Origin of the sequence: Pseudomonas sp. I8001, from assembly GCF_013385345.1 — a bacterium.
Lineage (GTDB): Bacteria > Pseudomonadota > Gammaproteobacteria > Pseudomonadales > Pseudomonadaceae > Aquipseudomonas.
This window is the reverse complement of record NZ_JACAQC010000037.1, coordinates 119,245-138,554: the sequence shown is the minus strand read 5'-3', so window position 1 is coordinate 138,554 and position 19,310 is coordinate 119,245. Positions and strand designations below refer to the sequence as shown.

Genomic DNA, 19,310 nt, shown 5'->3' with positions numbered 1-19,310 from the left:
AAGAGCGGAACCAATACAAGCCATCACCCAAAAAACGGATATACACACACACCAAACAGCGCCCCCCATTGGCCAAACCAGTCAACCAAGTTGAAAGCTTTGACCATTGCCCACCCACCGCTCTAGAGCGACTATTTCACCGGTCTACGTACCCATCCTGAAAATAAAAAACACACAGGGATTTGAAGCGATGCGTGATTACTCGGCTGCCACCACCCAGTTCAACTACCAACACACCGTCGACGCTGCCTTGTCGGGCAACCTGCAGGCCCTCAACGCCTGCGTCGAATGCTGCGACCGCCACGCATTACCTGGCCGCATCGCACTGTTCTGGGAGGGCAAGGACGGCCGCAGCGCCACGTCCACCTTCACCCAACTGCAAGACCAGGCCGCACGCTTCGCCAACTTCCTCCTGGCCCAGGGCGTCAATCGCGGCGACAAGGTGGCAGGGCTCCTGCCACGCACCGCCGAACTGCTGGTGGTCGTCCTCGCCACCTGGCGCATCGGCGCGGTCTATCAGCCGCTGTTCACCGCCTTCGGCCCCAAGGCCATCGAACACCGCCTGAACAGCTCCGGCGCCGCGCTGGTGGTGACCGATGCAGTAAACCGTCCCAAACTGACGGAAGTGGCCGACTGCCCGACCATCGTCACCGTCGCCGGCCCCAACGGCGAAGGCATCGTGCGCGGCGATTTCAGCTTCTGGGCCGAGCTGCCCAACTATTCCAACCTCTGCGAACCCGTATTGCTGGGCGCCGACGACCCGTTCCTGCTGATGTTCACCTCAGGCACCACCGGCCCGTCGAAAGCCCTGGCCGTGCCGCTCAAGGCAATCGTTGCGTTCCAGAGCTACACCCGCGACGCCGTCGACCTGCGCCCCGAAGACGCATTCTGGAACGTCGCCGACCCGGGCTGGGCCTACGGCATCTATTTCGGCGTGACCGGCCCCTTGTCCATGGGCCACCCGATCACCTTCTACGATGGCCCGTTCACCCTCGAAAGCACGTGCCGTGTCATCAACAAATACGGGATTACCAACCTCACCGGTTCGCCCACCGCCTACCGCCTGCTGATCGCCGGGGGCGAGCAGTTCGCCAAGTCGATCAAGGGCAAGCTGCGTATTGTCAGCAGTGCCGGCGAGCCGCTGAACCCGGAAGTGATCCGCTGGTTCGCCGATAACCTCGGCGTGACCATCCACGACCACTACGGCCAGACCGAGCTGGGCATGGTGCTGTGCAATCACCATGGCCTGGAGCATCCGGTGCACGTCGGCTCCGCGGGCTTTGCCCCGCCGGGCCATCGCATCGTGGTGCTGGACGACAACCATCAGGAGTTGCCAGCCGGCCAACCGGGCATCCTCGCCATCGACCGTGAACAATCGCCGATGTGCTGGTTCGCCGGCTACGACGGGGTCAAGACCAAAGCCTTCGTCGGCAAGTACTACCTCAGCGGCGACACCGTGGAGCTGAACCCCGACGGCAGCATCAGCTTTGTCGGGCGCAGTGACGATGTGATCACCACTTCCGGTTACCGCGTTGGCCCCTTCGATGTGGAAAGTGCATTGATCGAGCATCCGGCAGTGGTGGAAGCCGCGGTTGTGGGCAAGCCATGCCCGGAACGCACCGAGATCGTCAAAGCCTTTGTGGTGCTCAGCGAGCAGTACCGCGCCGAGCCGGCCCTGGCCGAGGAGCTGCGCCTGCACGTACGCAAGCGCCTGGCGGCGCACTCGTACCCACGGGAAATCGAATTTGTCAGCGAGCTGCCCAAGACCCCGAGCGGCAAGCTGCAACGCTTCATTTTGCGTAATCAGGAAATTGCCAAGGCCCAGGCGGCCACGGCGTGACCCATTCTTCAAGGAAACAATGATGCAGATTGAGAACAAGGTTTTTCTGGTCAGCGGCGGCGCTTCAGGCCTCGGCGCGGCAACGGCCGAGATGCTCGTAGCAGCCGGTGCCAAGGTAATGCTGGTGGATTTGAACGCTGACGCCGTCGCGGCCCAGGCGCAAAAGCTCGGCGAGCAAGCCCGCAGCGTGGTCGCGGATATCAGCCAGGAAGCCGCCGCCGAAGCGGCGGTGCAGGCCACGGTTGCGGCCTTTGGTGGTTTGCACGGATTGGTCAACTGCGCCGGTGTGGTTCGCGGCGAGAAAATCCTTGGCAAGAATGGCCCCCACGTTCTGGCCAACTTCGCCCAGGTGATCAACGTCAACCTGATCGGCAGTTTCAACCTGCTGCGCCTGGCGGCGGCGGCTATCGCTGAAACCGAGGCCAATGCCGATGGCGAGCGCGGTGTGATCATCAACACCGCTTCGGTGGCGGCGTTTGACGGCCAGATCGGCCAGGCGGCGTATGCCGCCTCCAAGGGCGCGATCGCCAGCCTGACTCTGCCTGCCGCCCGTGAGCTGGCGCGCTACGGGATTCGGGTGATGACCATTGCCCCCGGCATTTTTGAAACACCGATGATGGCCGGCATGACCCCGGAAGTACGCGAGTCCCTCGCCGCCGGTGTGCCATTCCCGCCGCGTCTGGGCAAGCCAGGCGAGTACGCCGCGCTGGTGCGGCATATCATTGAAAACAGCATGCTCAACGGCGAGGTGATCCGTCTCGACGGTGCCTTGCGCATGGCAGCCAAATAAGGAGATTTTCATGACTGATCCCATCGTTATTGTCAGCGCAGTACGCACGCCAATGGGCGGGTTCCAGGGCGATCTCAAAGGCCTGACCGCTCCGCAACTGGGCGCTGCGGCGATTCGTGCGGCGGTCGAGCGCGCCGGTATTGCGTCCGATGCCGTGGATGAAGTGCTGTTCGGCTGCGTACTGCCCGCCGGCCTCGGCCAGGCACCTGCGCGTCAGGCGGCGCTGGGGGCAGGCCTGGATAAATCCACCCGCTGCACCACCCTCAACAAGATGTGCGGTTCGGGCATGGAAGCCACGATCCTGGCCCATGACTCGTTGCTGGCGGGCAGCGTGGAAGTGGTCATCGCCGGTGGCATGGAGAGCATGTCCAACGCGCCGTACCTGCTGGACCGCGCCCGCAGCGGTTACCGCATGGGCCACGGCCGGGTGCTCGACCACATGTTCCTCGACGGCCTTGAAGACGCCTACGACAAGGGCCGCCTGATGGGCACCTTTGCCGAGGACTGCGCCGAGCACAACGGCTTTTCCCGCGAGGCCCAGGACGCGTTCGCGATTGCGTCCCTGACCCGTGCGCAACAGGCGATCACCGACGGCAACTTCATCGCCGAAATCGTCCCGGTGCAGGTCACCGTGGGCAAGGAACAGAAAACCATCATCCACGACGAACAGCCGCCGAAAGCCAAGCTGGACAAGATCGCCACCCTGAAGCCGGCCTTCCGTGAAGGCGGTACGGTGACGGCAGCCAACTCCAGTTCGATTTCCGACGGTGCGGCGGCGCTGCTGCTGATGCGCCAGTCCGAAGCGCACAAGCGCGGGCTCAAGCCTCTGGCGGTGATCCATGGCCACGCGGCGTTTGCCGATGAGCCTGGCCTGTTCCCGGTAGCGCCGGTGGGGGCGATCCGCAAGCTGATGAGCAAGACCGGCTGGAACCTCGACGAAGTCGACCTGTTTGAAATCAACGAAGCCTTTGCCGTGGTCAGCCTGGTGACCATGAGCAAGCTGGAGATTCCCCACAGCAAGGTCAACATCCACGGCGGTGCCTGTGCCCTGGGCCATCCGATTGGCGCGTCCGGCGCGCGGATCCTGGTGACCCTGCTTTCGGCCCTGCGCCAGAAAGGCCTCAAGCGCGGCGTTGCAGCGATCTGCATCGGCGGCGGTGAAGCCACGGCCATGGCCGTTGAATGCCTGTACTAAGGAACACCTATGCTGCCGAATGACGAACAACTGCAAATCAGCGAAGCCGCCCGGCAATTTGCCCAGGAACGCCTTAAACCGTTCGCTGCCGAGTGGGACCGCGAGCATCGCTTTCCCAAGGAAGCCATTGGTGAAATGGCCGAGCTGGGCTTTTTCGGCATGCTGGTCCCGGAGCAATGGGGCGGCTGTGATACCGGCTACCTGGCCTACGCCATGGCCCTGGAAGAGATCGCTGCCGGTGACGGCGCCTGCTCGACCATCATGAGCGTGCACAACTCCGTGGGCTGCGTGCCGATCCTCAAGTTCGGCAATGATCAACAGCGCGAGCAGTTCCTCAAGCCCCTGGCCAGTGGTGCGATGCTCGGTGCGTTTGCCTTGACCGAGCCCCAGGCCGGTTCCGACGCCAGCGGCCTGAAAACCCGTGCCCGGCTGGAGGGCGATCACTACGTCTTGAATGGCTGCAAGCAGTTCATCACCTCCGGGCAAAACGCCGGGATCGTGATTGTGTTTGCAGTCACCGATCCGGCTGCCGGCAAACGCGGCATCAGCGCCTTTATCGTGCCCACCGACTCGCCGGGCTACAGCGTCGCGCGGGTCGAGGACAAGCTCGGCCAGCATGCTTCCGACACCTGCCAGATCCTGTTTGAGGATGTGCAGGTGCCGGTGGCCAATCGTTTGGGCGAGGAGGGCGAAGGCTACCGGATCGCCCTGGCCAACCTCGAAGGCGGGCGTGTCGGCATTGCTTCGCAAGCGGTAGGCATGGCGCGGGCGGCATTTGAAGCGGCCCGGGACTACGCCCGCGAGCGGGAAAGCTTTGGCAAGCCGATCATCGAGCACCAGGCCGTGGCCTTCCGCCTGGCGGACATGGCGACGCAAATCGCCGTGGCGCGGCAGATGGTGCATTACGCCGCCGCCCTGCGTGACAGCGGCAAGCCGGCGCTGGTGGAAGCGTCCATGGCCAAGCTGTTTGCTTCGGAAATGGCCGAAAAGGTCTGCTCGGCAGCCTTGCAAACCCTCGGCGGTTACGGTTACCTGAGCGACTTTCCCCTGGAGCGGATCTACCGCGATGTGCGGGTCTGCCAGATTTACGAAGGCACCAGCGATATTCAACGCATGGTCATTTCACGCAATCTCTGAGGAGTCTCTATGAGTTACGAAAGCATTTTGCTGGACGTGCAGGGCCGGGTCGGGCTGATCACCCTCAATCGCCCGCAAGCGCTGAACGCCCTGAACGCGCAACTGGTCAGCGAGCTGAACCAGGCGCTGGACAGCCTGGAAGCCAACCCGGAAATCGGCTGCATCGTGCTAACCGGCTCGAAAAAAGCCTTTGCCGCCGGTGCCGACATCAAGGAAATGGCCGAGCTGACCTACCCGCAGATCTACCTCGACGACCTGTTCAGCGACAGCGATCGCGTGGCCAACCGCCGCAAGCCGATCATTGCGGCGGTCAACGGGTTTGCCCTGGGTGGCGGCTGTGAACTGGCCTTGATGTGCGACTTCATCCTGGCGGGTGACAACGCCAAGTTTGGCCAGCCGGAAATCAACCTCGGCGTGCTGCCGGGCATGGGCGGCACCCAGCGCCTGACCCGCGCCGTGGGCAAGGCCAAGGCCATGGAAATGTGCCTGACCGGGCGCTTTATCGATGCGGTGGAAGCCGAGCGCTGCGGGATCGTCGCGCGCATAGTGCCGGCGGATGAGCTGTTGGACGAAGCACTGAAGGTCGCGACCCTGATCGCCGGCAAGTCGGTGCCCATCAGCATGATGGTCAAGGAAAGCGTGAACCGCGCGTTTGAAGTGAGCCTGTCCGAAGGCGTGCGCTTTGAGCGCCGGGTGTTCCACGCGGCGTTTGCCACGCTGGATCAGAAGGAAGGCATGGCGGCGTTTGTGGCCAAGCGTGCGCCGGAGTTCAAGGACAAGTAGACACTGTCCTGAAACGCTGAAGATCAAAAAATGTGGGAGCGGGCTTGCTCGCGAAGGCGGTATTACAGTCACCCGATGTATCGACTGATCCACCGCCTTCGCGAGCAAGCCCGCTCCCACATGGGTTATGCGAAATACCTGTTACAGCTGGTAGTTTTTCAATTCTCTGGCAATCACCATCCGCTGAATCTCGCTGGTGCCCTCGTAAATCTGGGTAATCCGCGCATCCCGGTAGTAACGCTCCACCGGGTAGTCCTCCAGATAGCCATAACCCCCATGAATCTGCATGGCTGAAGAGCACACCTTCTCGGCCATTTCCGAGGCAAACAGCTTGGCCTGGGAGGCCTCCGACAGGCATGGCTTGCCCGCACTGCGCAATCGGGCGGCATGCAGGATCAGCAGGCGCGCCGCATTCAGGCGGGTTTGCATGTCGGCCAGCAAGTTGGCCACGCTCTGGTGCTCGATGATCGCCTTGTCGAACTGCACCCGGTCACGGGCATAGGCCAGCGCGGCCTCAAAGGCGGCACGCGCAATACCCAGCGCCTGGGCGGCAATCCCGATGCGTCCGCCTTCGAGGTTGGACAGGGCGATGGCCAGGCCCTTGCCGCGTTCACCCAGCAGGTTGGCTTCCGGCACGGTGCACTGGTTGAGGGTGACGGCACAGGTGTCCGAGGCACGAATGCCCATCTTGTGTTCGGTACGGTCCACCACGAAGCCCGGGGTGTTGGTCGGCACCAGGAACGCCGAGATGCCTTTCTTGCCCAGCTCCGGGTCGGTCACTGCAAACACGATCGCCAGCTTGGCGCGCTTGCCGTTGCTGACAAACTGCTTGGCGCCGTTGATCACCCACTGGCCGTCCCGCAGTTCGGCGCGGGTGCGCAGGTTGTGCGCTTCGGAACCGGCCTGGGGTTCGGTAAGGCAGAAGCAACCGATGGCCTGGCCGCTGGCCAGTTCCGCCAACCAGGTTTCCTTTTGTGCTTGTGAGCCGTAGTTTAGGATTGGCCCGCAACCCACTGAATTATGGATACTCATCAGTGCGCCGGTAGCTCCGTCGCCAGCGGAAATCTCTTCCACTGCCAGGGCGTAGGCCACGTAGTCGACGTAGGTGCCGCCCCATTCTTCAGGCACCACCATGCCCAGCAAACCCAACTCGCCCATCTTGGCGACCAAAGCATCGTCGATCCAGCCGGCCTTTTCCCAAGCCTGGGCGTGGGGGGCGATTTCGCCACGGGCAAAGTCCCGCGCCATGTCGCGGATCATCACTTGTTCTTCTGTAAATTCAATATCTTGCATGATTTAGTTCCCGTTCTTGTCGAAGTCGCGGAAGAAGCTTTCGACATGATCAGCCTCCAACGCCTGCAGGGTTGGAGGGTTCCAGCGAGGGGTTTTGTCCTTGTCGATCAGCAGGGCGCGGACGCCTTCGATCAGGTCGCCACGGGCAAACCATTGGCGGTCCAGGTGCAGTTCCAGGGCAAAGCACTGCTCCAGCGGCAGGTGGCGCCCGCGACGCAGCATCTGCAGGGTCACGGCCATGGCCAGGGGGGAGCGCGTCTGCATCAGGCTGGCGGTGGTCAATGCCCAGTCATGGCTGTCGGCGACGGTGACTTGCTGCAATTGCTCGACGATGCTCGGCACGTCCGGCAAGGCAAAGAAGTGATCGATGGCTGGGCGTAGCGCCGCCAGAGGGGCGTCGGGCAATTGTTGCACCGCGAGGCTGGCCAGCAGGCCTTGCAGGTCCTTGAGGGGAGAATCGTGCCATTCCAGGCGGTCCAGGCGCTGGTCGAGGTCGGCGAGCCGGGCGCTGTCGAGGTACCAGTCCGCCAGGCCGCAATACAGGGCGTCGGCGGCACGAATCTGCACGCCGGTCACCCCGAGGTAGATCCCCAGTTCCCCGGAAATGCGCGGCAGGAAATAGCTGCCGCCCACGTCAGGGAAATACCCGATGGCCACCTCGGGCATTGCCAGGCGGCTGCGGTCGGTGACCACCCGCAGGTCGGCGCCTTGCACCAGGCCCATGCCACCGCCAAGGACGAAGCCGTCCATCAGTGCCAGGACCGGTTTGCGATAGTTGTGAATGGCGAGGTCGAGGGCGTATTCCTCGACGAAGAAGTCTTCGTGGAGGGTGTCGCCGCTCTTGAAGCTGTCGTACAGCGAGCGAATGTCGCCGCCGGCGCAGAAGGCTTTTTCACCGGCACCGCGCAACACCACGGCATGCACCTGGGGATCCTCCGCCCACGCCTGCAAATGCCGGCTGAGGCTGCGGACCATGTCCAGGGTGAGGGCGTTAAGGCCTGCGGGGCGATTGAGGGTCAGGTGGCCAATATGGTTGCGTACGTGCGCCAGGACCTCGTCTTGCACAATCCCGGCGCTGCTTGCCTCGGATGAAACCTGAGCAGTCATCTCTAACTCCCTGCTTTTATTGTTCTTTATCAAGATGTTCGCGGGCGAACCATCTCGCGATCGTACCAGTGCAAATTTGCCCAGTACAAGTCGGAATCATGCAGGTCGTTTTTGCATTTTTGCCTTATGGAGGAGGCTGGCCCTGGTGCTGGAAAACCGCGCCGATGGTGCGCCGCCGGGCATACCGCTCGCTGGCCTGGATCAGCTCTTCCAGTTCCTGCGGGGTAACGTCCAGGAACTGCTCGCGCTCGGCGAGGGCCTGCTTGAGGTCCTCGGCGCTGATCCCGGGGTTTTCGGTGGCCATTGGCATAAAGATCGGCGCAGCCGGTTCGCGGGTGCCCTTGGGGTAACGCGTGCGCGTGGCGTTGTTGTAGGCCAGCGCGCAGGCCAACAAGGCCGTGGCGCCCAGCATGACTGCGGCAAGTTCGTGCCAGCCCATGGCAATCGAGGCGGGGTCAGCCAGCACCAGGCTCATGGCCAGGCCGCCCGCCGGTGGATGCAGGCAGCGCAGCCAGCAGATCAGGATCACGGTCATCCCGGCAGCCAGGCATGCGCTGCCCAGCGTTCGGCCCAATACCCGGGCCACCAGCAGCGCAACGATCCCGGCACACAGGTAGCTGCCGATGATCGACCAGGGCTGGGCCAGCGCGCCGGAGGATACGGCAAACAGCAGCACCGCCGAGGCTCCCAGCGGGCCTATCAGGTGCAGGGCCACCTCGGTGCCGAACACCTGGGCGCATACCCAGACGCTGAACAGTGTGCCCAGGGCCATGCCGATGGCGGCACGACTCCATTCGGCAGGGCGGGTATTGATGGCAGCGGGTAACCAGCGAGCGAGCATTGACAGACGATCCGTGAAAAGCGGGCGAAAAAAAAGGCTTGCCTGGTTTCCCGGAAAAGCCCTTTAAAGAAGTTCCTGCATTTGGGGGAGGAACCTGCGCAGTGTGCCAATCGATGAAGACTGCTGCCAATGCATATTAATGCAGGTCAAGTGCAGTATTTTTGCAGTAAAACGTGTCAGCCAAACGGTATCAGGCGGGTTGGCGGTGGCATGGGGTTGCTGATCTTGCCCAGCACACGGTCATCGATTTCCTCGTTGATCAGCAGGTTTTGTACATTTTCCCGCAGCGATGGATTGTTGGCCAATGGCCCCTTGAGCACCACCAGTGCATCACGCAGTTCCATCAGCCGATCCAGTTTTGGCAGCGGGATGTAACCCGCATTGACTCTGTCGCGGGACAAAGGCGCGACAGCGTCAGAGGTTGAGGGGTCGGGCAATCGACGGTCGGACACAAAACATTCCTCTAAATGAAATAAACGGCAGCGCTGAATGCTGTTTAAAAGGTCTTTATTGTTATTTCGACTGTTCGTTTAAGCGGGGCATGTCTTGATTGATGGCTTGCTGCTACGTTCGTCGAGTTTCTTTCGAAAGTAACAGGAATGCCTTACACCGCACCTTTGGAACTTCTGAAAATAGTTAAAAGGTATTAAATAATTAACTCGCTTGGCAGGCGAGTCTACAGTCGAGGGCTAGGGGCGGGAAGAGGGCGTCTTATCGGTAGCAGCGTATAGATGCGTAGGATGTTTCTCGATAGTTGCTACGCTAAAAGTTTCGAAGTTGAATGGGCAAAGAAGTTTCTTACATACACTTGGATTTATAACTACTGAATGTACTGGCGCGGGATAAGCGGTTGGTTCCGCTTATCCCGCGCCCTGTATCAAGGTTGTGCGGGTTTGATCAAATGCAGCAGTACGTAAGGGTTCTTGTCGAACTGGCCGGTCAGTACCGGCTGCAGTGAACGAAAACGCGGGTCGCTCAACGCTTCATAGTCCGACTGGCTCATGATCAGCCATGCAGGAGCCTGGATCGGCGCCAGGTCGGCAGGCAACTGGGTAAACAACGGCACCCGGTCGCAATCGAGGTTGACCATGAACTTGATGGCTTTTGCGTCCTTGCCCAGTGCGTGCAATACCAGCGGCGCCGGTTGTAGCTGGGTCAGCGCGTGGGCCTGGAGGGTAAAGGTGCGCGTGTCATACAACCGGCGCTCCAGCGGCTCGACCATCACGATATACGCCAGCCACACCGCCAATACCGCGGCGAAGGCCGGGCCCACGTAGCGAAGGCGCTGGTTGAACAGCAAGCCCAGTGCCAGCACCTGGATCGCGATCAGGATCCCGAACACCGGATTGAGGCTGCCAATCTGCTCGGGGAAGCGATGACGCGCCACGAACAAGCCTGCGATCAGCAGCCCCGGAATGATCGTCCACAACCCCAGCATCAGCCAGCGCAGCCCGGCGAACAGTCTGCCCCGCGACACCTGGAACGGATACGCGGCGATGATCGCGGCCAGGGGCAGCATCGGCAGCACATAGCGCGCTTTTTTCGCCTGGGGCACCGACAAGCCGATCATCACGATCAAGCCGGCGGCGAGGCAGTACAGCACCAGTTTCAGCGCCGGGCCCTTGTCCTCCCGGCCACCGGCGACAATCGCAATCAGCGCGAGTATTGCCAACGGATACGCCGGCGCGTAGTTGCCCAGCGAACTGCTGAAGTAATACAGCACGCTGCCGGAGCCTTCGGTGCCGTCCATGCGACCCAGGAACTGCATGCGGATCACGTCCTGCATGAACGTTTCACCGCCACTGAGCTTGGCCAGCAGCAACAGCAGGCCCACGCACGCCGCCAGTAACGCCAACGCCAGCAGGCCGAAACTGAACAGCTGGCGCCATTGCCGATTGATCAGGTAATAGCTGCACAGCATGCCGGTGGGGATCACCAGGCCGATCGGTCCACGGATCGCGAACCCCACGATCAGCAGCGCAAACAGCCAGTGCAGGCGCTTGCCGGCGCCGAAGTGGTCGTGGGCGTAACCCAGGTAGAAGACTGTCAGGGCCACTGCCGCCAGCATCTGGTCGAGGGACACCGCGCGGGTTTCGCTGATGAAGGTACTGCTGAGCAGCATCACCGCGATGCTCAGCAGTGCCCAGCGTCGGGAGTAGGGCGCGGTCAGCCGGTAGAGCAGCACCACGATCAGTGCCGAAGCGATGGCCGTGGGTAGCCAGGCCGTCAGGCTGGTGACCTGCCCCAGGGGCACCGACAGCAGCCAGGTCAGCAGCGTCGAGGTGGCCAGGTAATCGGCATAAGGTTGCCCGTACGTGGTCGGGAAGAACCCCGGCCCGTGGCGCAGCATCTCCTGGGCGAACAGCACGAAGCGCGAGTCAAAGCCGATGATTGCCTGGTTCCAGTTGCCCGCGACAAACAGGATCAGGGCCAGCAGCCCCAGGATCCATGAGTGGCGGCGGATCGTCGGGCTGAGCAGGGGCCGATGAGCTTTGTCCACGTCTCAGGCTTCCTCGGCCTGAGGCGCCCAGTTTTGCTGGGGGATCGGCAAGTTGCAGGAATCGCCGCGGCCCATCGGGAAGTACTGGATGCCTTTGCGTGCCAGGCGTTCGCCGTCGTACAGGTTGCGGCCGTCGAAGATCACCGGGGTTTTCAGGCGTTGCTGGATCAGGTCGAAGTCCGGTGCCTTGAACTGTTGCCATTCGGTGCAGATGATCAAGGCGTCAGAGCCACTCAGGGTGGATTCCGGGGTGCCCATCAGCATCAGGCGCGGGTCATCACCGTAGATGCGCTGGGTTTCCTGCATGGCTTCCGGGTCAAACGCACGTACATTGGCGCCGGCGGCCCACAAGGCTTCCATCAGCACCCGGCTTGGCGCATCGCGCATGTCGTCGGTGTTGGGCTTGAACGCCAGGCCCCACAAGGCGAAGGTCTTGCCGCGCAGGTCGCCCTTGAAGAATGCATTGGCACGTTCGAACAGCTTGCTCTTCTGGCGCTGGTTGATGGCTTCCACGGCTTCCAGCAGGTCGCTGGAGCAGTTGGCGGCCTTGGCGCTGTGGATCAGGGCGCGCATGTCCTTGGGGAAACACGAGCCGCCATAACCGCAACCTGGGTAGATGAAGTGGTAGCCGATACGCGAGTCGGCACCAATGCCCAGGCGCACGGCTTCGATGTCGGCGCCCAGGTGTTCGGCCAGTTCGGCGATCTGGTTGATAAAGCTGATCTTGGTGGCCAGCATGCAGTTGGCGGCGTACTTGGTCAGTTCGGCGCTGCGCAGGTCCATGAAGATGATGCGGTCGTGGTTGCGGTTGAACGGTGCATACAACTCACGCATCACCTCGCGCACTTCCTCACGTTCGCAGCCGATGACGATCCGGTCCGGGCGGCGGCAGTCGGCAACGGCCGAGCCTTCCTTGAGGAATTCCGGGTTGGAGACGATATCGAACTCCAGGTGGCGGCCGGCAATGCGCAGGGCTTTTTCCATGTGCGCACGCAAAGTGTCGCCAGTGCCTACAGGTACGGTGGATTTTTCCACGAGGATCACCGGGTCGATACGGTGGCGAGCCACTGCATCGCCCACGGACAGCACGTATTTCAGGTCGGCCGAGCCGTCTTCGTCCGAAGGGGTACCCACGGCGATGAACAGCACTTCGCCGTGTTCGACCGCGAGTTTTTCATCATAGGTAAACGTCAGGCGTCCGCCTTCGAGGTTTTCCTTGACCATGGCCGCCAGGCCCGGCTCGAAAATGCTCACATGGCCCTGTTGCAGCAACTTGACCTTTTTCTCGTCAACGTCCATGCAGATGACATCGTGGCCGACTTCGGCCAACACGGTGGCCTGCACCAGACCGACGTAACCACTACCAAATACACTGATTTTCATGGGGCATTCCTGGGACTTGTGGTGCTAGCACGACGAGAGTTGATAGTCAGGACTCCGAGGATGACCAAGGCCACTCCCGCAGTTTTTGAAAGCGAAAAATGTTCGTTGAACACCGGCAGGCTGGCGGCCAGCAGGTAGACCAATGCGTAGCTGATGCTGAGCAGCGAGTAGGCACGGCCCAGCGGCAGGTCTTTCAGTGCGCCAAGCCAGCAGAGCATCGACAGGGCATAGGCGATGATCGCCAGGATCACCACGCCCAGTGCGCCGAGGTCGATGGCACCCGTGTTGAGTGCTGTCAGCCATTCGGTGGGCAATGGCAGGCGCGTCATGCTCCAGCGCATGCCCAACTGGGCACCGCTGACCAGTGCCACGCTGCCCAGGGCCAGGGCAAAACCGCGAGCGCGACTCATACCTGGCGCCCCAGCAGCACCACACCGGCAATCACCAGCAGCACGCCGAACCAGTGGCGACCATCGATGTGTTCATGGAACACAAAGCGCGCCACCAGGGTGACCAATACAAAATTGAGGCTCAGCATCGGGTAGGCGATGCCGACTTCCAAACGTTGCAGCACCAGCAGCCACACCAGCAAACCCAGGCCCAGGCACACCAGCGCCGACCACAGCCACGGCGAGCGCAGCTTCAGGGCCCAACCGTCGGGCTGGTCACGCCAGCCTTCCACGGCAAACTTCTGGGACACCTGGCCCATGCAGGTCAGCAGGCAGGCACCTAACAACAGCAGCAGAGTGGTCATGGCGCGCTCTGCGGGAAGATCAGAATCACGATATTGCCCTGCTCGTAACGCTTGCCGTCTTTGGGCAGCAGGTCCACTTCCTGGCGTTCGTCGTCGCCCTTGACCCGCATCACCACGCCCACCGAGCCTTGCTTGCGCGCCCCGCTCATCCATTGCTGGACGCTGGCGGCATCGATCTTGCGGTAAGCGGTGTCCGGGAAGGCGATGCCGTATTTCACTTCGCCAACGGTGTTGTAGAGCATCACTTCAGGACGCTGCAGGCGCCATGACAAGGCCGATGCGGCGCCGAGGTCGTTGCTCAGCAACGCAGTGGTCGGCTGCAGCTCCTGGAGGTGGTCGATGATGAACTGGTCGGGGGTCTTGTTATAAACCACCGAGTGCGGCAACGCCGCCGGCACCAGAGCCACCAGCAACCAGCTGCCGATCACCGGTGCGGCCCACATGTGCAACGGGCGGGCGGCTTGCAGCAGGTTGGCGATGATCCAGCCGAACAGGAAGACGAACACCAGCACCAGGCTGAGTGTTTCCTGGCCGTGCTCGTACACCGGTTTTTTCAGCTGGAACCAGGTCAGGGCCAGCAACGCCAATACGCCAATGACCAGATTCACCCAGCCGTTGATGCGCAGTACGCGGCCACGGGCCTGGGCCAGTTTGTCGGCGAGGGTATGCCCCATCAGCAGCGCCAGTGGCAGCAGGCAGGGCATGATGTACGACGGCAGCTTGCCCTTGGCCAGGCTGAAGAACGCCAGCGGCATCAGCAGCCACAGCAGCAGGAAGGCGACCTTGCTGTTGCGTTTTTCCAGCCATGCCTGCTTCACGGTGGACGGCAGCAACGCCATCCACGGCAGGGTGAACGCAACCATCAGCGGCAGGTAATACCAGAAGGGCTCGGAGTGCTGGGCGTCGTCGCCGGCAAAGCGCTGGATGTGCTCGTGCCAGAAGAAGAAATTCCAGTAGTCCGGTTCCTGGGCATGCACCATCAGCGCCCAGGGCAGGCTCACGACAATCGCCACCACCACGGCCACCAGGCCATAGGTGAGCAGTTCACGAATGCGTTTTTGCCAGAGCACGTAGGGCAGGGCGATCAGCACCGGCAGCAACCAGGCAAGGAAACCCTTGGTCATGAACCCCATGCCGCAGGCGAACCCGAGCAAGGCCCACGACCACAGGCGGCCGCGGGTGGTGGTGCTGTCGAAGCAGAACCACAGCGCCGCCCCGGTCAGGTTGACCCAGAAGGTGAACTGCGGGTCGAGGTTGGCATAGCCCGCCAGGAACGCGACGCTGACAAAACTCATGTACAGCACGGCGCTGACCAGGCTCTTGCGCGGGTCGTTCCACAAACGCCGGGCCACGAAATACACCAGCAGGATGCTCAAGCCGGTGCTCAAGGCCGAGGCAAAACGTACGCCGAACAGGTTCTGCCCGAAAATCGCCTGGCCCAGCGCGATCATCCAGTAACCGGCCGCCGGTTTCTCGAAGTAGCGAATCCCCATGAAGTGTGGCGAGGCCCACTTGCCGGTCAGCAGCATTTCCTGGCTGATCTGCGCATAGCGGGTTTCGTCGGGAATCCACAGCCCGTGGGTGGCCAACGGGATCAGGTAGAACACCCCGAAGGCCAGCAGGAGCAGGGGCAGGGCCCAGCGCCGGATCATGCCTTTTGCACTCCGAGCCAGCCTTCACGGCCGCTCAACGCACCACGCACCAGCTGTTGCTGGGGCAGGGTGGTGAGGTCGGCGGGCAACAGGTCGCCCAACGGTTTGAACGCGATGCCGCGCTGCCCTGCCTGGGCGAGCAACTGGCGAAAATCATTGGCCATCAGAATCCCTTCTACTTCTGCGTGGATCGTATAGACGTTGAGCTTCGACGGCTTGAAGCGGTCGAGGATGTAGCTATTGAAATCCTTGGCGGCCACCACCGGGCCCACGACTTCGTCGAAGGTCGGCATGTCCACCGGAATTTGTGGCGTGCCGGCACTGCCATCCGCCAGGGTTGGCCGGAACAGGCTGGTACCACGGCAATCGCTGTTGTAGCGGAAATTGAACTGTTGCTTGGCTTGCACCACGCGCTCATCGGCACGCCAGCCGGCGGCGGCTGAGCAGTCGATGGGTTCACCGAGGATGTCGCTCAAGGTGTCGACGCCACGGCGAATCTGCTCGATCAGCTGTGCATCGCTCCAGCGCCCGGTGTTGGCTTGCCAGCCGTGATGATCCCAGGCGTGCAGCCCGACTTCATGCCCGGCGGCCTTGGCCTGGCGCATCAGGTGCCCCAGGTCGCGGCCAATGGGTTTGCCCGGCCAGGCGGTGCCGGCCAGCAAAATGTCCCAGCCGTACAAACCGGCCGCGTTGGAGCGCAGCATCTTCCACAGGAACTGCGGGCGGATCAGGCGCCACAAGTGGCGCCCCATGTTGTCCGGCCCGACGCTGAAGAAGAAGGTCGCCTTGACCCCGGCTTCATCAAGCGACTCCAACAACCTTGGCACCCCTTCACGGGTGCCTCGGTAAGTGTCGACGTCGATGCGTAGACCCGCTTGCATCAACGCTTGTCCGCGATTTCGAGCATGGCTTCACGCAGGAAGAAATCCAGGGTGTTGCCGATGGTTTCGCTCATCTCCACGGTAGGCTCCCAGTTCAGCAGGCGCTTGGCGTTGTCGATGCTTGGCTTGCGGTGCGCCACGTCCTGGTAACCGGTGCCGTAGAACGCCTTGCTTTCCACGTCGCGGAAACCGGCGAACGGAGGGAAGTTGCTGCGCAGCGGGTGAGCTTCGAACTGACGCAGCAGTTCTTCGCCCAGCTGACGGATGCTGGCTTCGTTTTCCGGGTTGCCGATGTTGATGATCTGGCCGTTGCAGTTGTCGTTGTCGTTATCAATGATGCGCGCCAGGGCTTCGATGCCGTCGGCGATGTCAGTGAAGCAACGCTTCTGCTCGCCACCGTCGAACAGACGGATCGGCGTGCCTTCCACCAGGTTCAGGATCAGCTGGGTGATGGCGCGGGAGCTGCCGATACGGGCCGAGTCCAGGCGGTCGAGGCGCGGGCCCATCCAGTTGAACGGACGGAACAGGGTGAACTTCAGGCCCTTGTCGCCGTAGGCCCAGATCACGCGGTCCAGCAGTTGCTTGGAGACCGAGTAGATCCAGCGCTGCTTGTTGACCGGGCCCACCACCAGGTTGGAAGTGTCTTCGTCGAAGTACTGGTCCTGGCACATGCCATACACTTCGGAGGTCGACGGGAAGATCACGCGCTTGTTGTACTTCACGCAGTAGCGAACCAGTTTCAGGTTCTCTTCGAAGTCCAGTTCAAATACGCGCAGCGGGTTGCGGGTGTATTCGATCGGGGTGGCGATGGCCACCAGCGGCAGGACCACGTCGCACTTCTTGATGTGGTACTCGATCCACTCGGAGTGGATGCTGATGTCGCCTTCCACATAGTGGAAATTCGGGTGGCTGCGCAGGCGCTCGATGGCGTCGGAGCCGATGTCCAGGCCGTAGATTTCGTAACGGTCGTCACGCAGCAGGCGCTCGGACAGGTGGTTACCGATGAAACCGTTCACACCCAGGATCAGCACGCGGGTACGACGGGGCTTGCGGCCGGACTCGGCGCCGCGCAGTACGGAACCGTCCACCAGGCCCAGTTCATCCGCCAGGGACGGGCCGGCCAGGTACAGGCCGTTCTCGTTGCGCTGGCCGAACTTGACCACCAGGGAGTCTTCACCGCAGGCGATGCGCAGCGGGTTGACGCTGATCACGCGGCCTGGCGCCAGGCCTTCGTTGCCCTTGACGACTTCGGCGTTCCAGACGATCAGCTTGTGCTCGCCCACGGCGCAGAAGGCACCCGGGTACGGTTGGGTAACGGCGCGAACCAGGTTGAACAGCTCTTCAGCCGGTTTTTTCCAATCCAGTTTGCCGTCAGCGGCGGTGCGACGACCGAAGTAGGTGGCCTTGCTTTCGTCCTGGGCGGTTTCGGTCAGCTTGCCTTGAGCCAGTTGCGGCAGGGCATCGCGCAGCAGGTTGGTGGCGGCGTCACGCAGTTTGGCGTGCAGGGTCAGGCCGGTGTCGGTGCGCTCGATCACGACTTTCTGCTGGGCCAGGATCGCGCCGGCATCGGCACGCTTGACCATGCGGTGCAGGGTCACGCCGGTTTCGGTTTCGCCGTTCACCAGCACCCAGTTGGCCGGTGCGCGGCCACGGTACTTAGGCAGCAGGGAGCCGTGCAGGTTGAACGCGCCTTTCTTGGCGGTGGCCAGCAGGGCTTCGCTCAGCAGGTTGCGGTAGTAGAACGAGAAGATGTAGTCCGGGTTCAGCTTGGCGATGCGCTCGATCCACAGCGGGTGGTTGGCGTCTTCCGGGGCGTGTACCGGGATGCCATTGCGGGCGCACAGCTGGGCGACGGAACCGTAGAAATTGTTTTCCTTGGGATCATCGGCATGGGTGAACACGGCAGCAATTTCGTAACCCGCATTGAGCAGGGCTTCAATGCCAGCACAGCCAATATCGTGGTAAGCGAAGACAACAGCTTTTGAATTCATGACGAAACCTGATCGGAAGGAGAAGTAGAGGTGTGGGAGGACGTCAGGCCGTCGACCGTAAAGGTCTCGGCCGGTGCTGCCGGTTGGTTGCGCAGCACTTTTTCGATAAAGAACCGTGGGCGGGCCCGCACATCGCTGTACATGCGGCCCAGGTATTCACCCAGGAGGCCCATGCCGATGAACTGGCCACCGGTGAACACGAACAATACGGCGAACAGCACGAACATGCCGTCGCCGGCCCAACCGGAGCCGAAAGCGATACGCAGCACGATCAGTGCAAAGGCGAAGAGCATGCCCAGGGCCGCCAGGCTGAAACCGACGATGCTCAACAGGCGCAATGGCGTGGTGGTCATGCAGGTCAGCAGGTCGAACATCAGGCTGATCAGGCGCATCGGGCTGTATTTGGACTCGCCGTGTTCACGCTCGGCGTGATGCACCAGGATTTCCGTGGTGTGGCGCGCAAAGCTGTTGGCCAGGATCGGGATAAAGGTGCTGCGCTCGCGGCAGGCCAGCATGGCGTCGACGATGGTGCGGCGATAAGCACGCAGCATGCAGCCGTAGTCGCTCATGGCCACGCCGGTGGAGCGTTGCACGGCGAGGTTGATCAGGCGCGACGGCCAGCGGCGGAAGGCCGAGTCCTGGCGGTTGTTGCGCACGGTGGCAACCACGTCATAGCCCAGGGCGGCCTGTTCGACCAAACGCGGGATTTCTTCCGGCGGGTTTTGCAGGTCGGCGTCCAGGGTGATCACCACGTCGCCCCGGCAATGCTCGAAGCCGGCCATGATTGCGGCGTGCTGGCCGTAGTTGCGGTTGAGGATCACCGCCACCACGTTGCTGCCTTCGAGCGCGGCGGCGTCTTCCAGCAATTGCGCGGAGTTGTCGCGGCTGCCGTCGTCCACCAGGATGATTTCGTATTCGTAAGCCAGTTGTTTGCAGGCGGCCATGGTGCGGCGCAGCAGTTCAGGCAGGCTTTCTTGTTCGTTGTAGACCGGGATAACGATCGACACGCAATGAATTGGATAGGGTTTCAAAGATTCATTACCTCGGGGGTTAGAGCAACTTGGAGCGTAAAGACAGCAGTTATCGTCAGCCTCGGATGCCGGGCATCCGATCAAAAATAGCGTTGATTTGTGGCATTCATTCGACAGTCCTGACAGGTCACA

General features: G+C 62.0%; 17 protein-coding genes. 5 read left to right on the top strand and 12 right to left on the bottom strand.

The genetic code is table 11. From position 1 onward, the window contains the following. Positions 1–190: 190 nt before the first annotated feature. Genes HX839_RS24020 through HX839_RS24000 form a run of 5 tightly spaced genes read left to right on the top strand, consistent with a single transcriptional unit; the run spans position 191 to position 5,745 of the window. Positions 191–1,840 carry an AMP-binding protein gene (locus HX839_RS24020; protein WP_177067773.1) on the top strand — a complete coding sequence of 550 codons (1,650 nt, stop codon included), beginning with the start codon at positions 191–193 and terminating at the stop codon, positions 1,838–1,840. 22 nt (positions 1,841–1,862) lie between these two features. Continuing rightward, on the top strand, positions 1,863–2,630 hold the full coding sequence (locus HX839_RS24015; protein ID WP_063030093.1) for an SDR family NAD(P)-dependent oxidoreductase: 768 nt from the start codon (positions 1,863–1,865) through the stop codon (positions 2,628–2,630). 10 nt (positions 2,631–2,640) lie between these two features. Next, positions 2,641–3,825, top strand: a complete 1,185-nt coding sequence (locus tag HX839_RS24010; protein WP_177067772.1) for an acetyl-CoA C-acyltransferase — start codon at positions 2,641–2,643, stop codon at positions 3,823–3,825. A gap of 9 nt (positions 3,826–3,834) precedes the next feature. Beyond that, positions 3,835–4,962, top strand: a complete 1,128-nt coding sequence (locus tag HX839_RS24005; protein ID WP_102604354.1) for an acyl-CoA dehydrogenase — start codon at positions 3,835–3,837, stop codon at positions 4,960–4,962. Between the two features lie 9 nt (positions 4,963–4,971). Then, complete coding sequence (locus HX839_RS24000) at positions 4,972–5,745, top strand: enoyl-CoA hydratase (RefSeq protein WP_003217608.1); 774 nt, start codon at positions 4,972–4,974, stop codon at positions 5,743–5,745. Positions 5,746–5,886: 141 nt separating this feature from the next. Here HX839_RS24000 and HX839_RS23995 read toward each other — a convergent pair whose 3' ends face one another. From HX839_RS23995 to arnC, 12 genes are all read right to left on the bottom strand, one after another. Then, positions 5,887–7,038 (bottom strand): acyl-CoA dehydrogenase family protein, encoded by a 1,152-nt coding sequence (locus HX839_RS23995; RefSeq protein ID WP_177021110.1) that lies wholly within the window; start codon positions 7,036–7,038, stop codon positions 5,887–5,889. 3 nt (positions 7,039–7,041) lie between these two features. Further along, a complete protein-coding gene (locus tag HX839_RS23990) occupies positions 7,042–8,145 on the bottom strand; it encodes an enoyl-CoA hydratase/isomerase family protein (protein ID WP_177067771.1) in 1,104 nt (367 codons plus the stop codon). Between the two features lie 124 nt (positions 8,146–8,269). Beyond that, positions 8,270–8,986, bottom strand: a complete 717-nt coding sequence (locus HX839_RS23985; protein ID WP_102604350.1) for an HPP family protein — start codon at positions 8,984–8,986, stop codon at positions 8,270–8,272. A 176-nt stretch (positions 8,987–9,162) separates the two neighbouring features. Then, positions 9,163–9,438: a type VI secretion system contractile sheath small subunit gene (locus tag HX839_RS23980; RefSeq protein WP_371315644.1), complete on the bottom strand. Its 276-nt coding sequence runs from the start codon at positions 9,436–9,438 to the stop codon at positions 9,163–9,165. Between the two features lie 425 nt (positions 9,439–9,863). After that, complete coding sequence (locus tag HX839_RS23975; protein WP_177067770.1) at positions 9,864–11,486, bottom strand: phospholipid carrier-dependent glycosyltransferase; 1,623 nt, start codon at positions 11,484–11,486, stop codon at positions 9,864–9,866. A 3-nt stretch (positions 11,487–11,489) separates the two neighbouring features. After that, positions 11,490–12,869, bottom strand: a complete 1,380-nt coding sequence (locus HX839_RS23970) for a UDP-glucose/GDP-mannose dehydrogenase family protein (protein ID WP_008433443.1) — start codon at positions 12,867–12,869, stop codon at positions 11,490–11,492. Further along, positions 12,866–13,279, bottom strand: a complete 414-nt coding sequence (arnF, locus tag HX839_RS23965; protein ID WP_177021107.1) for a 4-amino-4-deoxy-L-arabinose-phosphoundecaprenol flippase subunit ArnF — start codon at positions 13,277–13,279, stop codon at positions 12,866–12,868. Before arnF ends, HX839_RS23970 begins: the two co-directional genes overlap by 4 nt. Then, the gene (arnE, locus tag HX839_RS23960; RefSeq protein WP_003217625.1) at positions 13,276–13,623 is read right to left on the bottom strand and encodes a 4-amino-4-deoxy-L-arabinose-phosphoundecaprenol flippase subunit ArnE; all 348 of its coding nucleotides are present in this window, start codon (positions 13,621–13,623) and stop codon (positions 13,276–13,278) included. The genes arnF and arnE overlap by 4 nt, the downstream gene beginning before the upstream one ends. Beyond that, positions 13,620–15,275, bottom strand: coding sequence for a lipid IV(A) 4-amino-4-deoxy-L-arabinosyltransferase (gene arnT / locus HX839_RS23955; protein WP_177067769.1), 1,656 nt, complete (start codon positions 15,273–15,275; stop codon positions 13,620–13,622). Before arnT ends, arnE begins: the two co-directional genes overlap by 4 nt. Next, on the bottom strand, positions 15,272–16,156 hold the full coding sequence (gene arnD, locus HX839_RS23950) for a 4-deoxy-4-formamido-L-arabinose-phosphoundecaprenol deformylase (RefSeq protein WP_023658828.1): 885 nt from the start codon (positions 16,154–16,156) through the stop codon (positions 15,272–15,274). The genes arnT and arnD overlap by 4 nt, the downstream gene beginning before the upstream one ends. Beyond that, on the bottom strand, positions 16,156–18,147 hold the full coding sequence (gene arnA, locus HX839_RS23945) for a bifunctional UDP-4-amino-4-deoxy-L-arabinose formyltransferase/UDP-glucuronic acid oxidase ArnA (protein WP_177022829.1): 1,992 nt from the start codon (positions 18,145–18,147) through the stop codon (positions 16,156–16,158). The genes arnD and arnA overlap by 1 nt, the downstream gene beginning before the upstream one ends. Continuing rightward, on the bottom strand, positions 18,144–19,178 hold the full coding sequence (gene arnC / locus HX839_RS23940) for an undecaprenyl-phosphate 4-deoxy-4-formamido-L-arabinose transferase (protein ID WP_003217633.1): 1,035 nt from the start codon (positions 19,176–19,178) through the stop codon (positions 18,144–18,146). Before arnC ends, arnA begins: the two co-directional genes overlap by 4 nt. Positions 19,179–19,310: the final 132 nt, after the last annotated feature.

Excerpts from the sequence above, each read along its gene's own strand:
- HX839_RS23995 (WP_177021110.1), bottom strand. The coding sequence starts at position 7,038 with ATGCAAGATATTGAATTTACAGAAGAACAAGTGATGATCCGCGACATG.
- HX839_RS23990 (WP_177067771.1), bottom strand. The coding sequence starts at position 8,145 with ATGACTGCTCAGGTTTCATCCGAGGCAAGCAGCGCCGGGATTGTGCAA.
- HX839_RS23970 (WP_008433443.1), bottom strand. The coding sequence starts at position 12,869 with ATGAAAATCAGTGTATTTGGTAGTGGTTACGTCGGTCTGGTGCAGGCC.
- HX839_RS24015 (WP_063030093.1), top strand. The coding sequence starts at position 1,863 with ATGCAGATTGAGAACAAGGTTTTTCTGGTCAGCGGCGGCGCTTCAGGC.
- HX839_RS24005 (WP_102604354.1), top strand. The coding sequence starts at position 3,835 with ATGCTGCCGAATGACGAACAACTGCAAATCAGCGAAGCCGCCCGGCAA.
- HX839_RS24010 (WP_177067772.1), top strand. The coding sequence starts at position 2,641 with ATGACTGATCCCATCGTTATTGTCAGCGCAGTACGCACGCCAATGGGC.
- arnE (WP_003217625.1), bottom strand. The coding sequence starts at position 13,623 with ATGACCACTCTGCTGCTGTTGTTAGGTGCCTGCCTGCTGACCTGCATG.
- arnF (WP_177021107.1), bottom strand. The coding sequence starts at position 13,279 with ATGAGTCGCGCTCGCGGTTTTGCCCTGGCCCTGGGCAGCGTGGCACTG.
- HX839_RS24000 (WP_003217608.1), top strand. The coding sequence starts at position 4,972 with ATGAGTTACGAAAGCATTTTGCTGGACGTGCAGGGCCGGGTCGGGCTG.
- HX839_RS23985 (WP_102604350.1), bottom strand. The coding sequence starts at position 8,986 with ATGCTCGCTCGCTGGTTACCCGCTGCCATCAATACCCGCCCTGCCGAA.
- HX839_RS24020 (WP_177067773.1), top strand. The coding sequence starts at position 191 with ATGCGTGATTACTCGGCTGCCACCACCCAGTTCAACTACCAACACACC.
- arnA (WP_177022829.1), bottom strand. The coding sequence starts at position 18,147 with ATGAATTCAAAAGCTGTTGTCTTCGCTTACCACGATATTGGCTGTGCT.
- arnD (WP_023658828.1), bottom strand. The coding sequence starts at position 16,156 with ATGCAAGCGGGTCTACGCATCGACGTCGACACTTACCGAGGCACCCGT.
- arnT (WP_177067769.1), bottom strand. The coding sequence starts at position 15,275 with ATGATCCGGCGCTGGGCCCTGCCCCTGCTCCTGCTGGCCTTCGGGGTG.